General features: G+C 64.2%; 12 protein-coding genes. 6 read left to right on the top strand and 6 right to left on the bottom strand.

Translation table 11 applies throughout. The features are described from left to right. Positions 1–143 precede the first annotated feature (143 nt). On the top strand, positions 144–791 hold the full coding sequence (locus tag K369_RS01880; protein ID WP_245278054.1) for an arylesterase: 648 nt from the start codon (positions 144–146) through the stop codon (positions 789–791). Positions 792–803: 12 nt separating this feature from the next. Here K369_RS01880 and K369_RS01875 read toward each other — a convergent pair whose 3' ends face one another. After that, positions 804–1,892: a 5-(carboxyamino)imidazole ribonucleotide synthase gene (locus K369_RS01875; RefSeq protein WP_036286854.1), complete on the bottom strand. Its 1,089-nt coding sequence runs from the start codon at positions 1,890–1,892 to the stop codon at positions 804–806. Continuing rightward, positions 1,889–2,362, bottom strand: coding sequence for a 5-(carboxyamino)imidazole ribonucleotide mutase (gene purE, locus K369_RS01870; RefSeq protein WP_036287589.1), 474 nt, complete (start codon positions 2,360–2,362; stop codon positions 1,889–1,891). The genes K369_RS01875 and purE overlap by 4 nt, the downstream gene beginning before the upstream one ends. A gap of 205 nt (positions 2,363–2,567) precedes the next feature. Here purE and K369_RS27460 point away from each other — a divergent pair, with 205 nt between their 5' ends. Next, positions 2,568–3,017, top strand: coding sequence for a transposase family protein (locus K369_RS27460; RefSeq protein ID WP_051948740.1), 450 nt, complete (start codon positions 2,568–2,570; stop codon positions 3,015–3,017). Positions 3,018–3,235: 218 nt separating this feature from the next. On the opposite strand, the gene K369_RS01860 is transcribed toward K369_RS27460, so the two are convergent. Beyond that, entirely contained in the window at positions 3,236–5,713 is a 2,478-nt protein-coding gene (locus K369_RS01860; RefSeq protein ID WP_084570416.1) for a TonB-dependent receptor, read from the bottom strand. Between the two features lie 509 nt (positions 5,714–6,222). On the opposite strand from K369_RS01860, the gene K369_RS01855 reads away from it, so the two are divergent. After that, positions 6,223–8,706, top strand: coding sequence for a TonB-dependent receptor (locus K369_RS01855; protein ID WP_036286851.1), 2,484 nt, complete (start codon positions 6,223–6,225; stop codon positions 8,704–8,706). Positions 8,707–8,785: 79 nt separating this feature from the next. On the opposite strand, the gene K369_RS01850 is transcribed toward K369_RS01855, so the two are convergent. After that, on the bottom strand, positions 8,786–9,367 hold the full coding sequence (locus K369_RS01850) for a hypothetical protein (protein ID WP_198032995.1): 582 nt from the start codon (positions 9,365–9,367) through the stop codon (positions 8,786–8,788). Positions 9,368–9,674: 307 nt separating this feature from the next. Here K369_RS01850 and K369_RS24360 point away from each other — a divergent pair, with 307 nt between their 5' ends. The 3 genes from K369_RS24360 to K369_RS01830 all read left to right on the top strand — a co-directional run bounded on the left by K369_RS24360 (position 9,675) and on the right by K369_RS01830 (position 11,856). Beyond that, the gene (locus K369_RS24360; protein ID WP_245278053.1) at positions 9,675–10,769 is read left to right on the top strand and encodes an acyl-CoA desaturase; all 1,095 of its coding nucleotides are present in this window, start codon (positions 9,675–9,677) and stop codon (positions 10,767–10,769) included. A 180-nt stretch (positions 10,770–10,949) separates the two neighbouring features. Then, complete coding sequence (locus tag K369_RS01835; protein ID WP_198032994.1) at positions 10,950–11,414, top strand: hypothetical protein; 465 nt, start codon at positions 10,950–10,952, stop codon at positions 11,412–11,414. Positions 11,415–11,550: 136 nt separating this feature from the next. Beyond that, positions 11,551–11,856 carry a hypothetical protein gene (locus K369_RS01830; protein WP_036286838.1) on the top strand — a complete coding sequence of 102 codons (306 nt, stop codon included), beginning with the start codon at positions 11,551–11,553 and terminating at the stop codon, positions 11,854–11,856. 45 nt (positions 11,857–11,901) lie between these two features. Here the strand turns inward: K369_RS01830 and K369_RS01825 are convergent, their stop codons facing one another. Further along, entirely contained in the window at positions 11,902–15,054 is a 3,153-nt protein-coding gene (locus K369_RS01825; protein WP_036286836.1) for an efflux RND transporter permease subunit, read from the bottom strand. Then, positions 15,051–16,649 (bottom strand): efflux RND transporter periplasmic adaptor subunit, encoded by a 1,599-nt coding sequence (locus K369_RS01820; RefSeq protein WP_245278052.1) that lies wholly within the window; start codon positions 16,647–16,649, stop codon positions 15,051–15,053. The genes K369_RS01825 and K369_RS01820 overlap by 4 nt, the downstream gene beginning before the upstream one ends. Between the last annotated feature and the right edge of the window lie 28 nt (positions 16,650–16,677).

Here is a 16,677-nt window from a genome sequence, read left to right as displayed (position 1 = left end):
CCGAATCCGACGCTATTTCTTCACGTCGAATATACGCGCCGCCCCTATCGTGCCCTCGACATTTCACCCGGCTATTTTCGAGGTGCGTCTTGAGACCTTCTTTTTTCGACGCGACGGGTCGGCGGCAGCGTCGCGACCTTCTGTTGGCCCTGGCTCTGTTCACGCTCGCCTTCACACAAGCGGCAGCGGCGCAGCCTACTCCTGCGCTCAAGCTGCTCATTCTCGGGGACAGCCTCAGCACGAGCCTCGGCGTGCCGGAAGGCTATGGCTTCGGCCCGACGCTGGCCCGCCGGCTGCGCGCCGACGGCTATCGCAATGTCGAGGTGGTCAATGGCTCCATGGCCGGCGACACCACCGCCGACGCCGCCACCCGCCTCGCCTCGACGCCGCAGGATTATGACGCCGACGTCGTCATCGTCGAGCTCGGCGGCAATGACATGCTGACGCAGACCGATCCGGCCGTCGTCGCGCGCAATCTCGATTGGATTCTCGACGGCTATAAGAAGCGCGGAACCCGCGTCGTCATCGGCGGGATGCTGTCCAAGCCCGAGCTCGGCTTCGTCTATAATGTGACCTTCGATCAAATCTATCCGAAGCTCGCCGCGCGCTGGGGCGCCTCGCTCTATCCCTTCTTTCTCGCGGGCGTCTTCGGCCACCCGGCGCTGATGCAGGACGACCACATCCATCCCAATGCGGCGGGCGTCGCCCGCATCGTGGCGGGAATTGCGCCGCTGGTGGAGCGCAATCTCGACGCGGCGGCGGGCCGGCGCAGAGTGGCGGAGGCGCGGTGAGCCGCTGGCGCGCTAATCGCGACCTTCGAACACCCGCGTCACATGCCCCATCTTGCGGCCGGGGCGCGTCTCCTTCTTGCCGTAGAGATGGAGCGAGGCGCCCTCCTCCGCGAGCAGCTCGGGCCATTTGTCGACCTCGTCGCCGATCAGATTGCGCATCTCCACGCGCGCGCCATGGCGGCGCGTCGAACCGAGCGGCCAGCCGGCGACGGCGCGCATATGCTGCTCGAATTGCGAGGTCACGGCGCCGTCCAGCGTCCAATGACCGGAATTATGCACGCGCGGCGCGATCTCATTGACGACGAGAAGCTCGCCGCCCGCCGTCTCGACCACGAACATCTCCACCGCGATCACGCCGACATAATCAGACGCCTCGGCGATCTTGCGCGCCATTTCGACGGCGGCGGTCGCCGTCTGAGGCGAAATCCGCGCCGGCGCGACGGTCAGCGCGAGAATATGATGCTCATGGACGTTCTCGCAGACGTCATAGGCGCGAAAGGCGCCGTCCGCGCCGCGCGTCGCCACCACAGAGACCTCGCGCGCGAAGGGCACGAAGCCCTCGAGGACGCAAGGCGCGCGGCCGAGCTGCTCGAAAGCGGCGGAAAGATCGGCGCCCTCGCGCAGCATGATCTGGCCCTTGCCGTCATAGCCGAAGCGCCGCGTCTTCAATATGGCGGGCTGGCCGAGACGCGATGCGGCGGCGGCCAGCATGTCGACGCTCTCGACATTCTCGAAAGGCGCCGTCTCTATGCCGAGGCCGCGGACGAAAGTCTTCTCGGTGAGCCGGTCCTGCGTCAACGCCAGCACGCGCGGATTGGGCCGCACCAGCGAATGCGCCTCGAGAAAAGCCGCTGTCTGCGACGGCACATTCTCGAATTCATAAGTGACGACATCGACGGCCGCGGCGAAGCCGGCGAGCGCCGTCGCATCCTCGAAAGCGGCGATGGTGCGCGCGGCGCAGACCTCGAAGGCCGGATCGTCCGCCACGGGCGAATAGACATGGGCGCGCAAGCCGAGCCGGGCGCCGGCCTTGGCCAGCATGCGGGCGAGCTGGCCGCCGCCCAATATTCCAATGGTGGAGCCGGGGCGCAGGCTGGTCATTTGGCTCCCGCATCGTCGCTCGGCGTCTCGGCGACCTGCTCGGTCTGGCGGCGACGCCAATCCTTCAGCCGCGCGTCGAGTTCGGCGTCGCCGCGGGCGAGAATCGACGCAGCGAGCAGAGCGGCGTTGATCGCGCCGGCCTTGCCGATGGCCAGAGTGCCAACGGGCACGCCCCCCGGCATCTGCACGATGGAGAGCAGCGAATCCATGCCGGAGAGCGCAGCGCTCTCGATCGGCACGCCGAGCACGGGAAGCGTCGTATGCGCCGCCGTCATGCCGGGCAAATGCGCCGCGCCGCCGGCCCCGGCGACGATGACCACAAAGCCCTCCGCCTCGGCGCCTTTGGCGAAGGCGCTGAGCCGATCCGGCGTGCGATGGGCGGATATGATGCGCGCCTCATAGCCGACGCCGAGCGCATCGAGCGTCTCGGCGCCATGCCGCATGGTGGCCCAATCGGATTGGGACCCCATGATGATCGCGACAGGCTTCTTGGACTGCGCCACGGCTCTTCCGGCGGGCTGGAGTGCATGAAGCACAGCCCCTTAGCCGAACCGGCGGCGGGGCGCAAGCGCATGTGCGCCTCCGCCCAGGGCGATCGCCTGAAGAAGTAGGCGTCAGATCGCTCTCGTGCTGAATCAGTCGACCTCCTGTGATGCGGGTCAGGAGGTCAGGTCGATGGACGAGAACGGGTCGGATTGCGCGGCTTTGGCCGAGACGACGGTGTTCCTACAATATTTCAACGACATGCCGGACGAACGGCAGCCCGGCAAAGTCATGTATCCGCTCGACGAGATCTTGCTCTTGTCGCTGCTCGCCGTGTTGGCCGGGGCGGAGGCCTTCACCGACATCGCGCGCTTCGGCGAGAGGAAGCTCGACCTTTTGCGTCGCTTCCGCCCCTTCCCCAACGGCACGCCGGCGCATGATCACCTCGGCGACATCTTCGCCACGCTCGACGGCTTGCCGGCCGCGGCGCTGCGCGCCTTTATCGTCTCGAGCAGCGACGCCAGAGCCGGACCGTTCGGCTCGACCATATATTTCGTGTGCTTGCGCGAGCCCGGGACTTGGACCGCGACAACCCATTTCTTCGAGCTCAGCTCCAATGCTCCGATCAGCGTGCTGTCGTAATCCAGAGCGGCGACCACAGGCGCTTGATCCACAATCGGGCGCATCTTCGGGGTTCCTTTCGGTTCGTACGACAAACCGAAGCCTACCCTCTCTCGGCCGTCGCTCGCCCCCATAGGGTCTGGCGGTAATCCCGACCGTGGGGCAATCCACGTCTTCCGCGACCGTCTCGGCCGACCAGATCGACTGAATTCCTGAAAGGAGCGTGGTGGGCGGCGCGCTTACAGAAGCTTCACGCGAAAGGAGCCGCCGAAGGTCGCCGGCCAACGCGCCGCGCCGACTGTCGCGGGGGTGCTCGCGGTTCCCGGATCCCATGAGGAAAAGGGCCGCTCGTCCCCGATGTTCTTGGCCCAGAAGGTGAGGCTGTATCGATTGTCGTCGGTGCGGATGCCGACGCCCGCGTTCACGATCGCATAGCTTCCTTGCCAATATTGCAGAATGGACCAGGGATTGGTCAGCTGCGTCTTGTCGCGCCAGTTGATGTTGAAATAGCCGAAGGCGGTGAACGGCTTCGAGGCCCATTCGCCGAAAATTCCGAGGCTGGACGAGTCGCCGAGATCGGCGAAAATCGCGCCGAGAGGTTGCTCGTAGTTCGCCCCGATGTTGAAAGTCCAGAGTGGAACGCTCTGCCAGCGCGTGTTGGAGAGCGACAGCGCTTTGGGCGCGGCGACGTCGCCGCCGGACCAGTTCCAATCCGCCGGCGGCGGCGCGTCCGGGAAGGACACCCAACGGGCGTCGGTAAAGGCGGCGTTGAAATTGAGCCACAGCCGCTCGACCGGGCTCCAGCGTCCGTCAAATTCGACGCCGCGCACGCGGGCGTGTTTAGCGTTGCCGAGCACGGACACGGACACGGGCGCTCCGAGCGCGTCGACACCCGAAGAATCGACAATGTTCGTCTGGAAATTGTAGAAGTCGTTCCAATAGAGGTTAGCGTTGAAGAACAGCCGATTGTCGAGCCAGCTCGACTTGAAGCCGAACTCATAGTCCCATGAGACCTCGGGCTTGGCGAAGCGCGGCGGAAAGCGCAAGAATTCTCGCAGCCCATTTTTCGGATTGGTCGTGTAGAGCGCATTCGCGGAGCTGGCGGCGGCGCCCTTCTCGGCGCGACCCAGGAGCCCATAAAGAAGGAGATTCTCGTTCAATTGATATTGCGGATTGAGTATCGCCGTAACATGGTTGAGATATTTCGATTGGTAGCCGCTGTCTTGAACGCCTCCATAGTTGCTCGCCACGATGACCGCCTGATCCTGATCAGCGAGCGACACGTTGGGATAATAGCGGTTGAGATGCCATACTGCGCCGCCGGTAATCTCGTAGCTGTCACGCAAGCCGAGAGTGACCGCCAATTGCTCGTCGACATGCCAAGTCGCCTGTCCAAAAGCGGCGAATTGAAAGTCCCGGATCGTCGTGTACCACCAGTCCTGGACTCCAGGCAGCGCGGCTGGCCGCTTCAGCCATTTCGCGGCGTCGACGCCGAATTGCGTATGGTGCATCTGGTTGTGCAGATCGTCATAGAAAAAATAGAGGCCGGTCGTCCATTCGAGCGGCTGATCCTTGGGCGAGGCCAGCCTGAATTCCTGCGACCCTTGGCCGACATAGGTGTCCATGCCGGCGCGCCACAATTCCAGCAGCTGACCATCTTGAAAAAACGGCTGCAGGTCGCGGTTGAAGCCATAGGCGGAAATCGAGGTCAGGATGTTCTCGCCGACGGCCATGTTGAACTCGTTCGAGATGCTGATGGTTCTCACAGGTTCGACGCCCTGGCGCGCGATCGCGGGATGGTACGGGTCCAGCGACACGATCGGCTTGCCGATCCTCCAGACGTTCTGCACGAAGGTCGAGCTCGGCCGCGTTCCATTGGCGTAGACCATGAACGAGTCCGATTTCGCCACGGCCGGGTAATTGCTGTACTCGTGAGATGTGCCATAATTGAAGATGAGCCGGTCGGAAAAATTGTCGCCGACATAGAACAACTGCCCACGCACGCCCCAACGGTCGGTATTCTTGTAGCCGGCGCCGCTCACCGGATCGCGATTCCAGCCATCGCCCTTGTCCATGAAGAAGCTGACGCGATAGGCGAGCGTGTCGTCGATGACCGGGCCGGTGACGGTGGCCTTCTCGATGACGCGGTCGTAATTGGCGAAATTGGTCTCGACAATCGCCTGCCTCGTGAAGGACGGCAAATTGTTGCGGATGATGACGTTGCCGACCGACGTGTTCTTGCCGCCGGCCGTGCCTTGTGGGCCGTAGGCGACTTCGAAGGACGCCACGTCGAACAGGTCGAGCCATTGGAATCCTTGATATCGCCAAAACACATTGTCGACGACATAGCCTGTCGGAGCCTCTCCCGAGGCCTGGACGCCGACCGATCGTATCGATGAGCGGCCGTCGATCACCCGGCCGTTCGAGACCGTGTTGTAGCTCGGGACGAGCTGCTGCAATTCGTCGAGGCGATTGATGTTCTGGCGCTCGATCGTCTTGGGGTCGACGACGACGATCGACTTCGGCTTTTTCTGCGCATCCATGACGGGACGCGAGGTCTCGCCCCCGTCGTCGTCCTCGCCGGGGACGACGACATCGCCCACTTGGACGTTCACCGCAGCCGGAGCCGGAGCGTCCTCAGCGCGAGACCCGCCGAGTTGCATCGACAAAGCCACAGCGGCCGTCGCCATATAGGCGAGGCTGGACGCGCTGGACATGATACGAAATCGCATTTTCGTCGCGACGCCGGACACTGAACGGACCATCGGGAATCCTTTAGTATATTAATCATATCATATTAGTATGATGTATAGCTGTGATACAGCTGTCAAGCCGAGTTCGGCGAGGGCGGCCCGCTCGGATGAGTTTGGGCAGACCGAATGGCGTCATCTAATTTTGCGACATACGAACTTCGAAGAGAGCGTTTCTGTCACAGTCGTGGGCGTGGCGCGCATTCGCCGCGCGGCGATCATGCCGTCCGCTGCAACATCTCTAGATACGATGTGAAAGCATCGGCTTGGCGAAACGCCCCGAACGATAGGGATGCGCACGCTCGATCGAGATCCGGTCTGGGGCTGTTGCAGATTAGCCACAGTGTTCAATAATTATTCGCTTATGCCACGCTTCCGCCGACAAGCGCGCCGCTTCGGCTTGCCACTACCTAGGTAAGTCGTTATTTCCGCTAGACCAACTTGGTTTATGGCACGCGGATAGGGGCGTCAGGTCAATGACATTCAGGCGGTGGTTGTTCTCTTGTGCGTCGTTGGCTCCCTATACGCTGCTCGGCGGCTCGTTGTTGGTGGGCTCGAACGCGCCGGCGCTCGCTCAGGACGCGCAGGTCGGGGACGTGTTCGTGCAGGGCGACGAAGCAGGGGCGCGGCGCGAAGCGCAGGCGCAGAAAGCGCCGCGGGCGATCAAGGTCGTCACGTCGGACACAATCGAGGAGCAGCAGCTCCAGACCCTCGACGACTTCGCCTTGAAAATCTCCAATTACAGGCCGAACACCAGCACTGCGCAATGGTCTTTTGCGTCGATCCGTGGCGTCGGCGCCGGATCGAACACCGGGGTCGGCGCGCATTCAGCGACCGGATTCGTGCTCGACAACGTGTTCTGGCAAGCGCCGGGCTTCCAGTGGATGAACTTCTCCGGCATATCGTCTTTCGAGGTCGCCTATGGCCCCCAGGGCACGGCCGGTGGCAAGAACACGACGATGGGCAGCGTCGTCATCCACTCTCAGGCGCCGTCCTTCACACGCCGGGCGACACTCGAGACATCGTACGGAAGCTATGGACGCACGACCGAAAAGGTGAACGTCACCGGCCCGATCATCGAGGACGCGCTCGCCTATCGCGTGACCGCGTATTTCGACCGGGACAACGGGTTCATTCACGACCAAGTCACGGGCGCGGGCTACGGTAACTTCGATCGTTGGGGCGTGCGCGGCCAATTGCTCTTCGTCGGGGACGAGATAAGCGACCGCCTCATCTTCAGCTACGCCAGCTCGAACGAATACCGGAACTATTTTCGCAGCGCCATTCCGATCGGCAATTCGAGCCTCATTTATGCGAATGGCACGGCTCCGGCGACAAGCTACGCTCAGAACTTCTCGAGCAGGCTCGGTCGGCCCGTTCTCACCTTCGATCCATACAAGCCTTACATGGCGCGCGAAGGGACGGATCCCCAACGCAATTACACCGTCTCCAACGAGCTGAACGTCGGCATCGGCGACTATCTGCTGACGTCGATATCGGCTTATGGTTTCGAGCGAGGCCTCGAGCGAGGCTTTTCCGATGGCAACCAATTGGCCGCCATTCGCAGCGGCTCCATGGATACATATGCCGGCCAGGGTTCGCAGGAGCTGCGCCTCTCCTCGCCGAAGGGGCAGCCATTCGAGTGGCAAGTCGGGCTCTACGGTTTTGCGGAAGACGTGCTGAGCCAGATGCATCATACCGATTTCGGCGCCGACGCGACGAAATGGTACAGCCTCCCGGCGGCTCTCCCCGGCGTCACGGATTGGTGGCACGTCAAAGCGACCTCCCACCAGGCAGCCGGATACGCCAACGCCACCTATCATATAGACGAGCAGGCGGCGATCACATTCGGCATAAGGGATTCCTGGGAGCGGAGGAGCGGGTCCGCGCGCCACCGGCCCTCGCTCTATTACGGCGCCCAATATTCGCCTTTCCAGCAGGAGCAGGCGATCATCGCGGCGGGTGGCTGGGGGTGGACCGACACCGGAGTTCAGGCGAAAAACCGCAACATGCTCACCGCGCTCGTCAACCCGGAATACAAATACAACGACAATATCACTCTGTTCGGTCTCGTCGGCCGCGGAGAGAAAGCCTCGGCGGTCAACATAACGGGCACAGGTCCGATCTATGTGAAACGCGACGGCGTCTACTACCTCGTGGATCATGCTCCGCTTCTCGGCAATAAACCCGAGGTGTCGTGGGACTATGAGCTGGGCGTGAAGACGAACTGGCTGGACGAGCGCCTGTTTCTCAACCTGACCGCCTATTGGACCGATCTGTATAATTTTCAGGTCGTGCAAAGCAAGACGAGCTACGACACCAATGGCGCGCCGATTTCCGTCAGCAATGTCGGCAACGCCGAACAGGCTAGGATGCGCGGCTTCGAATTCGATGGGCGATGGAGCCCCATCGAGAAACTATGGATCACCTTCTCCGGCTCGCTCTCGGACGCGCGCTGGGTCAAATATACACAAGCGCCCGCGCCGAGCGACTGGGCTTGGTCGACGCCTGCGAATGCGCCCGCCAGCTTCATCAAAGCGCCGCAGTATATGTCGCTGTCCAACACGCGCTGGACGAATCTTCCGAGATGGGCGTTCAGGGCCGGAGCCAATTACGAGCAACCTCTCGGAGCGGTGTTCAGCGGCTCGGGATTGGGGCCGTGGGCCGAACAACCGATCAGCGCGTTCGGCTATTTCAACGTCGCCTACACGGATAAGATTCAGCTGACCAATCCGTGGTCGGTAGTGCAATATTGGAACCGGCCCTATGTCGATCTCAGCGTCGGCGCCGGCTTGAAGACCAGCGACAACCGCTACAGGCTGACATTCTGGGGTAAGAACCTCTTCAATGTGGTGCCTTTCATGTCCTGGTCGCCCGGCAGCGGAAGCACGCCGACCTCCGTGACCCTCGGCATGCCGCCGGTAACCTATGGCGGCACGTTGAGCGTGGTGCTCGACTGATCGCCGTTTCGCGGCGAGCGGGGACATTTTGGTGCGGTAAAACATGGGATGGAGCCGAGAAAGGGCAGCGCGCGGATCGTCACGCTCGGTTTCGCCTCCCCGCTGATCGAACCGGACCGGCGGAGTTGCCGTTACAGTAGCCGGCATATTGGCTGCCTTGGCCGGTGAAGAGCCATGCGGTCTTCGGCGGATCGGCCGAGACGCCCATGTGGACGCCGGGCGACCGACGCTCCTCGGCGAGCGCCGTGAGCAGCCGCGCCGCGCTCGCCGGATCCTCCGCGACGATCGCCGCGCGATGCTCGAGATGCGAGCGGCCGACGCCGGCCGTGTAGCAGACATTCGCGAAGGCGCCGACCGAAGGCAGCGCCTCGACGCGCTCGGCATAGGCCTGCGCCAGCGCCATCAGCGCCGGAGCGCTGCGCGCCGAAAGCGGCAGCAGGCGCCAGGGGCGCTCTCGAATGCGCGCACTCTCCTGCTGCGCGGCGGCGGGCGCGGGCGCCTCCTCGAGGATCACATGGGCGTTGGCGCGCGACGAGGTCGAGCTTGTCGCCGCCGGGCTTTCCTTGAGCGTGACTATAGAGCGATCGGGCGTCCGAGAAAATCCAAAGGTCGTCGCGCCTCGGCGAGCGTGGCTCGAGGCCGACGCCCGGGACCGACGCATGAGAACAAGCCGCTGAATTGTCACGGACGTCCAACGCCGCCGGCGAGCGCGTCCAGAAGCAGGGACTTGGCCGCTCTCGGCCATCGGACCGGCGCAAGCTGCGCGATGCCGGCGTCCCAGCGACAAAAATTCTCGACACAGCGGTTTTTCTTGGGTCAACCGCGCCTGGAGGCCTCGATTTTCGAGCCGGATCGATGCCGATCGGCCCCTTCTTCCGTGAAAGAAATTTGACAAAAGCCCCGTCTTCGCCCGATAGGCAGAGGCTGCGGCCTCAGACAGTAGCCGAGCGTGCTACCCGGGTATTCCATTGAACCAACAACATGCAAGTTCGGCCACCTTCGATGCTCCAGACGGCGCCCCGGACGCAAAAGGCCTGGCCCAGCGTATCGCTGCGTTGAGGAGCTGGGCGCATGAGCAGGGCTACTACAGCGTGCCCTTTTGGGAACAAGCGCTTCGCTGCCTGGAGCTGGTGGCGGCCCCTGCCCTCGCTTTCACGCTGCTCGCACAGGGCGGCGTCGCTGCGGCGGTCGGACTGCTCGTTCTCGGCATGCATTATCCGCGGACTGCCTATCTCGGGCACGACGTCGCGCATAGCCAGTGGGGTCCCCGCGGCGAGACGAAGGCGCGTCTGAAGCTGCGGCTGATCGCGCTCGCCCAGGGCTTCGGCTCGACATGGTGGGTCGAGAAGCACGAGCTTCACCATGCTTTTCCGAACGCTTGCCGCGTCGAGGAGGATGGCAGCCTCACCCCGATCGACGGCGATATCGACTCCCCCCCATGGCTGGTCTGGGACAAGTCGCTCGCGCCATACAATGACAAGGCGCGCCGCGCCGGGCTGGGACGCGCGCTGTCCTTCTTTCTGCCCCGCTTTCAGGTTCCGCTGTTCTTCCCGATCCTCTCGGTCGCGCGCTTCAACTGGAGCTGGCAGAGCATAGAGGTCGCGGCGAAGAACAAGCAATGGTGGGAAGCGTCGCTCTGCGTCGCACATTGGGTGTCGGGCTTCGCGCTCGCTGGCCTGCTGACGCCCGGCCCGGCCTGGACCGGCTGGCTCTGGTTCCTCGGCGCCCAGCTCGTCGGCGGCTTCATCCTCGCTTTCGTCTTCGTGCTCAACCACACGGGCATGGAAGTCTATGACGCCAAAGAGTCCAAGGGGTTCTACGACCGGCAGGCGCGCGCGACGCGCAACACGCCGAGTTCGCCCTTTCTCGATTGGCTGACCGGCGGACTCAACAGCCAGATCGAGCATCATATGTTCCCGAGCCTGTCGCGTCGCCGCTTGGCGAAAATGCGCGAGGCGACGAGAGCCGCGATGGAGGAGTGTGGCTACGCCTATGTCACGCTCAGCAATCGCGAGGCGATGCGCGCCGTTTTGTCCACGCTGGGCGAGGCGGCTTGGGCGTGAGGGGCTAGGCTTTCTGGCTTCGGGTGAGAAAAATGAGGCGCTATCCGACCAGACGGCTCGGATAGCGCCTTTTTCGTCTGTTCTGAAAGCGGCGTCTCGGCATTTGGCGCGCAAAATGCGTGGCGCGGCGGGGACCTCGAATTTGTCGGGTCCGACGTCGAAAACCACAAGGAGCCGACCTTGCCCGTATTGCAAGAAACCCGCACAGTCGTGACGCTGGCGCCCGCCAAGCCCACAGGATTGGCCGATCTGGGCGTCCCGCTGGGCGACTCCAGTCAGGTCAAGAAGGGGCGCGCGCATGAGTTTCCGCAACTTCTGACGGATGGGGCGATCGGCCGCCGCTTCCAGGATCTCCGCGTCATCGGCATCAAGACCACCGAGGGCGGCGTCACTTCCGCCAAATTCGTGGTCCAGTTCGAGGCCTTCGGCGACAATACGGCCGCGCCGACCAATGGCGCCGGCGTGGAGGTGGTTCTCTTCGCGGGGGCGGAGCCTCTGGCCAGCCTGTCCTTCGGCAATCTGTTCCTGCCCTACGCCAATTTTTGGTATCCGAACCGCTTCCTGATCGAGGCGGCGGCGGCGGATTTCGACCGCGCCGATCGTCTGGAATTCATCGCGAAGCCGGAGGAGGTTCGCGCCGTCTAGGCGAGACGACGGCCGAGAGCCCGAATGGCGCAGGCATTGCTTTATAAATGACGGCCATCGCCGCGTCTCTTCGAGGAGATGTCGGTGGTGGCTCCTCACCCGCCCCACCGAAAAAGCTTTACCCGAGCAGAGACGCATGAGCTATCCCCTCGTCGAGCGCGTGCAGAACCGGCTGTTCGGCGACATGCTGCGGATGATGCTGAGCGAGCGGATTTATTTCGACCTGACTCTCGAGGAAGGCCGAACATTGTCGCGCAATTTCACGGCTCTGGCCTATGACTGGCGCCGGGCCGACGTCATCTATCTGAGCCCAGTCGGCGGCGACGTCGAATTCTCGGCGACAGTCGGGCAGGATGGCGTTCTCGTGGAAACGGTCGAGGGACGCCATCTTTTGACCTGGGACGATGTGTCCGAGCTGGCCGAGCGGCTGGCGGTAGAGTGAGGCCGCGCGCATTGCTCGCGTCGTGAGCTCGGCTTTGGCGCGCTCTCAGGACGCCTCCGTTGCGCTGCGCGCATGAACGTCATCGGCGCGCGGCAGCCGAGCGCCGATGATGAGCGCATAGATCGCGGGAATGACGATGAGCGTCAGCGCGGTCGATGAGACCATGCCGCCGATCATCGGCGCCGCTATGCGCTGCATGACCTCCGAGCCAGCGCCGGAGCTCCAGAGGATCGGCAGCAGGCCGGCGATGATGGCCGTCACGGTCATCATCTTCGGACGCACGCGCTCGACGGCGCCGAGCATGATCGCCTCGTGAAGATCCGCGCGCGTCAGAACTCGGCCCTGTGCGGCGCGCGCGGCGCCGATCTCTTGCAACGCCTGATCGAGATAGATCAGCATGACGACGCCCGTCTCGGCGGCGACTCCGGCGAGCGCGATGAAGCCGACCGCGGCGGCGACCGACATGTCGAAGCTCATGAGCCACATTGCCCATACGCCGCCGACCAGCGCGAAAGGCAGCGACGCCATCACGATCAATGTGTCGGTCAAGCGACGGAAGTTGAGATAGAGCAGCAGAAAGATGATGGCGAGCGTCAGCGGCACGACGATCCGCATCCGCGCCTCTGCGCGCTGCATATATTCGAACTGCCCGCTCCAGGTGAGATAGGAGCCGGCGGGCAGCGCAATCGATTGCGCGACGGTCTTCTGCGCCTCGGCGACATAGGAGGCGAGATCGCGATCGCGCACATCGACGAAGACATAGACGGCGAGCTGGCCGTTCTCTGTGCGGATCGACGTCGGTCCGCGCGTCAGCTCGATCGTCGCCACCTCCCCCAGTGGCGCGCCGCCGCCGCGCGGCAGCGGCACGAGCACTTCCCTGCCGATCGTCTGCGGATCGGAGCGGAACTCGCGCGGATAGCGAATATTGACGCCATAGCGTTCGCGCCCTTCGACTGTCGTCGTCACCGTCTCGCCGCCGAGCGCGGTGGCGATCACCTCCTGCACATCGCCGATCATCAGATTATAGCGCGCGAGCGCCGGATGATCGGGTACGATATCGAGAAAATAGCCGCCATTGACGCGCTCGGCATAGGCGCTCGCCGTGCCGGGCACGCGCTTCAGCGCCGCCTCCACCTGACGCGCGAGACCTTCCATCTGCGCGAGATCGCGGCCGAAGATCTTCACGCCTATCGGCGTGCGTATGCCCGTCGCCAGCATGTCGACGCGCGCCTTGATCGGCATGGTCCAGGCGTTGGAGACGCCGGGAAATTGCAGCGCCGCGTCGAGCTCGGCGATGAGCTTGCGCGTCGTCAGTCCCGCGCGCCATTGTTCTTTCGGCTTCAGCGCGATGATGGTTTCGAACATTTCGAGCGGCGCCGGATCGGTCGCCGTCGCCGCCCGGCCCGCCTTGCCATAGACGGATGCGACCTCGGGAAAGCTCTTGATGATGCGATCCTGCGTCTGCAGCAATTCGGCGGCCTTGGTGACCGAGAGGCCGGGCAGCGTCGTCGGCATGTAGAGCAAGGCGCCCTCGTCCAGCGTCGGCATGAACTCGCCGCCGAGCCGGCCCGCCGGGACGATTGTCACGAGCATAGCGACGATGGCGAGAAGGATCGTCGCCGTCTTCGCTCTCAGGACGCGCGCGATGATCGGGCGATAGAGAAAGATCAGCGCGCGATTGATCGGATTCTTCGCTTCCGGCGTGATCTTCCCGCGCACGAAGACGACCATCAGCGCTGGAACCAGCGTCACCGAGAGCAGCGCCGCCGCCGCCATGGCGAAGGTCTTGGTATAGGCGAGCGGCGCGAACAGTCGGCCCTCTTGCGCCTCCAGCGTGAAGATCGGCAGGAAGGAGACGGTGATGACGAGCAGGCTGACGAATAGCGCCGGCCCCACCTCGCTCGCCGCCTCGATCAATATGTCGAGGCGCGGCTTTTGCGGCGGCGCGCGCTCCAAATGCTTATGCGCATTCTCGATCATGACGATCGCCGCATCGACCATGGCGCCTATGGCGATGGCGACGCCGCCGAGGCTCATGATGTTGGAGCCGACGCCGATCGCCTTCATCGCCGCAAAGGCGATGAGCACGCCGATCGGCAGCATGAGGATCGCGACGATCGCGCTGCGCATATGCATCAGAAAGACGGCGCAGACGATCGCGACGATGAGGCTCTCCTCGACGAGCGCCTTGCGCAATGTCTCGATCGCCGCGTGAATGAGCGGCGAGCGATCATAGACGGTCGCGATCTCGACGCCTTTCGGCAGGCCGGGCATGAGCCGCGCGAGCGCCGCCTTCACATTCTCGACCACGCTCAGCGCATTGACGCCGTAACGCTGCAGCGCGATTCCGCTGGCGACCTCGCCTTCTCCGTCGAGCTCGGCGACGCCGCGGCGCTCGTCCGGCCCCAGCTCGACGCGCGCGACATCACGCAGCAGCAGAGGCGTGCCATTCTCCGCGCGCAGGCCGATATGCTCTATATCGGCGGCGCTCTTCAAATAGCCGCGTCCGCGCACGATGAACTCGAATTCGGAGAGCTCGACCGTGCGTCCGCCGACATCCGTGTTGCTGGCGCGGATCGCCTCGCGCAACTGCTTCAGCGAGACGCCCAACGCGCGCAGCCGGTTGGGATCGACGACGACATTATATTGCTTGACGAAGCCGCCGACGCTGGCGATCTCGGCGACGCCCTCCGCCTTGGAGAGGCCGTAGCGCAGCGTCCAATCCTGCAGCGAGCGCAGCTCGGCGAGCGTCATCTCCTTGGCAATGAGCGCATATTGATAGACCCAGCCGACGCCGGTGGCGTCCGGCCCGAGCGTCGGCGTCACGCCTTGCGGCAGCTTCTTGCCGGCGGCGCTCAAATATTCCAGCACGCGCGAGCGCGCCCAATAGAGATCGACGCCATCCTCGAAGATCACATAGACGAAGGAGACGCCGAAGAAGGAGAAGCCGCGCACCACTTTCGAGCGCGGCACGGTCAGCATGGCGCTGGTCAGCGGATAGGTGACCTGATCCTCCACCACTTGCGGCGCCTGGCCCGGATATTCCGTGTAGACGATCGCCTGCACGTCGGAGAGATCGGGAAGCGCGTCGAGCGGCAATGTGCGCAGCGCATAGAGTCCCGCCGCCGCGGCGAAGGCGGCGCCGATGAAAACGAGAACGAGATTGCGCGCCGACCAGGCGATCAGCCGGCCGATCATCGCGATGTCTCCGCGCCGGCGAGCGTCTGCAGCGCCGCGCGCAGATTGCTCTCCGAATCGATGAGAAAATTGGCCGCCGTCACCACGCGGTCGGTCTCGGCGAGCCCGCTCCTCACCTCGACATAGCCATCGCCGCGGCGGCCGAGCGTCACCGCGCGCGGCTCGAAGCGGCCATCGCCCTTGTCGATCAGGACGAGCGCGCGCTTGCCGGTCTCGATCACCGCGCTTTCCGGTGCGGCGACGACGGCGTCATGATCGCCGGAGGCGATCTGCGCCTCGACATACATGTCGGGCCGCAAGGTCAGATCGGGATTGGGCAGCTCTATGCGCACGCGCGCCGTGCGTGTCTCGCGATTGATCTGCGGATAAATGGCCGTGACATGGCCGGTGAAGATGCGATCGGGAAGGCCGCGCGCTCTTATCTCGACCGGCTGGCCGAGGCGCAGCCGCGCATAATCATGCTCGGAGACGTCCACCAGCGCCCAGACGACCGAGAGATCGGCGATGCGGAACAGCACCAGGCCGGCCTCGGCCTTCATACCTTCGACGGCGTTGCGCTCGAGAATGAGTCCGTCGCGCGGCGCGGGCCAGGAGACGCTCGCCGGCACGCGCCGGCTCCTGGCGATCTCGGCGATGAATTCCGCCGGCGCGTTCAGCGTCTCGAGCTTGCGGCGCACGCCCTCGAGCAGGCTGGGATCGCCGCTGTTGCGCGCGCCGGAGAAGGCGAGATAATCGGCCGCCGCCGCCGCAATGGCCGGCGAATAGAGCCGCGCCAATGGCTGGCCCTTGGCGACGCGCGCACCGGTCGTCGCCTCGAAGACCTTCTCGATGAAGGCTTCCGAGCGTGTCGCCACGACGGCGACACGGCGCTCGTCGACCTGCACGGCGCCGGGCGCGCGAATCTCGGCGGCGATCGGCTGACGGCGCACCAGCTCCGAGCGCACGCCCGCGCGCTGGATTTTCCCCGGCGCGATGCGCATCGCGCCATCGGCCTCGACATCGTCGCCCTCATAGACGGGCGTGTAATCCATGCCCATCGAGTCCTTTTTCGGAACCGCCGACACATCCGGCAGTCCCATCGGATTGCGGTAGTAGAGGATGCGTTTCGCGGGCGGCGCGGCGACGAGCTTCGAGAGGATGGCGCGCAGATCGGCGGGGCGGACCGGCAGAAAGTCCATTCCCATTCCGTCCTTGCGCGGCGCGGCGGAAATCGCGTCGCCGCCCATGGGATCGCGGTAGAAGAGCGGCTCCTCGCTAGCGGCGGCTGGCGGATCGGGGAGCTTGGCGACGAAGGGCGCGAGCTGCGAGCGGCGCACGGGCAGGAAATCCATTCCCATCTCATCCTTGCGTGGCTGGCGCGAGATCTCCGTCCCGCTCATCGGATCGCGATAGAACAAAATGGGATCATCGAGCGCGACGGCGCGCGCCGAATGCTCGGACCCCGCGGCGTTGCTTTGGGCGGCGTCGGAATGGGAGGCGTGAAGCACGGATGCGGTCACGCTCGCGGCGAGCGCGAGCGCGCCGAAAATGGGCGCATAAGGAGGCATGTTCTCGATCTCCGGCCGCTGCTGCGGCGGATGGCGTTGAAGCGACACGGCCGTTCCGTCGCGCGAGCGGCGGAGC

The sequence above is a fragment of the Methylosinus sp. PW1 genome (genome assembly GCF_000745215.1).
Taxonomy (GTDB): Bacteria; Pseudomonadota; Alphaproteobacteria; order Rhizobiales; family Beijerinckiaceae; genus Methylosinus.
Note: the sequence above shows the minus strand (reverse complement) of the source record. Positions and strands in the feature narration are given on the sequence as shown.

Coding starts and splice junctions, on each gene's coding strand:
- K369_RS01875 (WP_036286854.1), bottom strand. CDS start 1,892: ATGACCAGCCTGCGCCCCGGCTCCACCATTGGAATATTGGGCGGCGGC.
- purE (WP_036287589.1), bottom strand. CDS start 2,362: ATGGGGTCCCAATCCGATTGGGCCACCATGCGGCATGGCGCCGAGACG.
- K369_RS01860 (WP_084570416.1), bottom strand. CDS start 5,713: ATGTCCAGCGCGTCCAGCCTCGCCTATATGGCGACGGCCGCTGTGGCT.
- K369_RS01825 (WP_036286836.1), bottom strand. CDS start 15,054: ATGATCGGCCGGCTGATCGCCTGGTCGGCGCGCAATCTCGTTCTCGTT.
- K369_RS01830 (WP_036286838.1), top strand. CDS start 11,551: ATGAGCTATCCCCTCGTCGAGCGCGTGCAGAACCGGCTGTTCGGCGAC.
- K369_RS01850 (WP_198032995.1), bottom strand. CDS start 9,367: ATGCGTCGGTCCCGGGCGTCGGCCTCGAGCCACGCTCGCCGAGGCGCG.
- K369_RS27460 (WP_051948740.1), top strand. CDS start 2,568: ATGGACGAGAACGGGTCGGATTGCGCGGCTTTGGCCGAGACGACGGTG.
- K369_RS01855 (WP_036286851.1), top strand. CDS start 6,223: ATGACATTCAGGCGGTGGTTGTTCTCTTGTGCGTCGTTGGCTCCCTAT.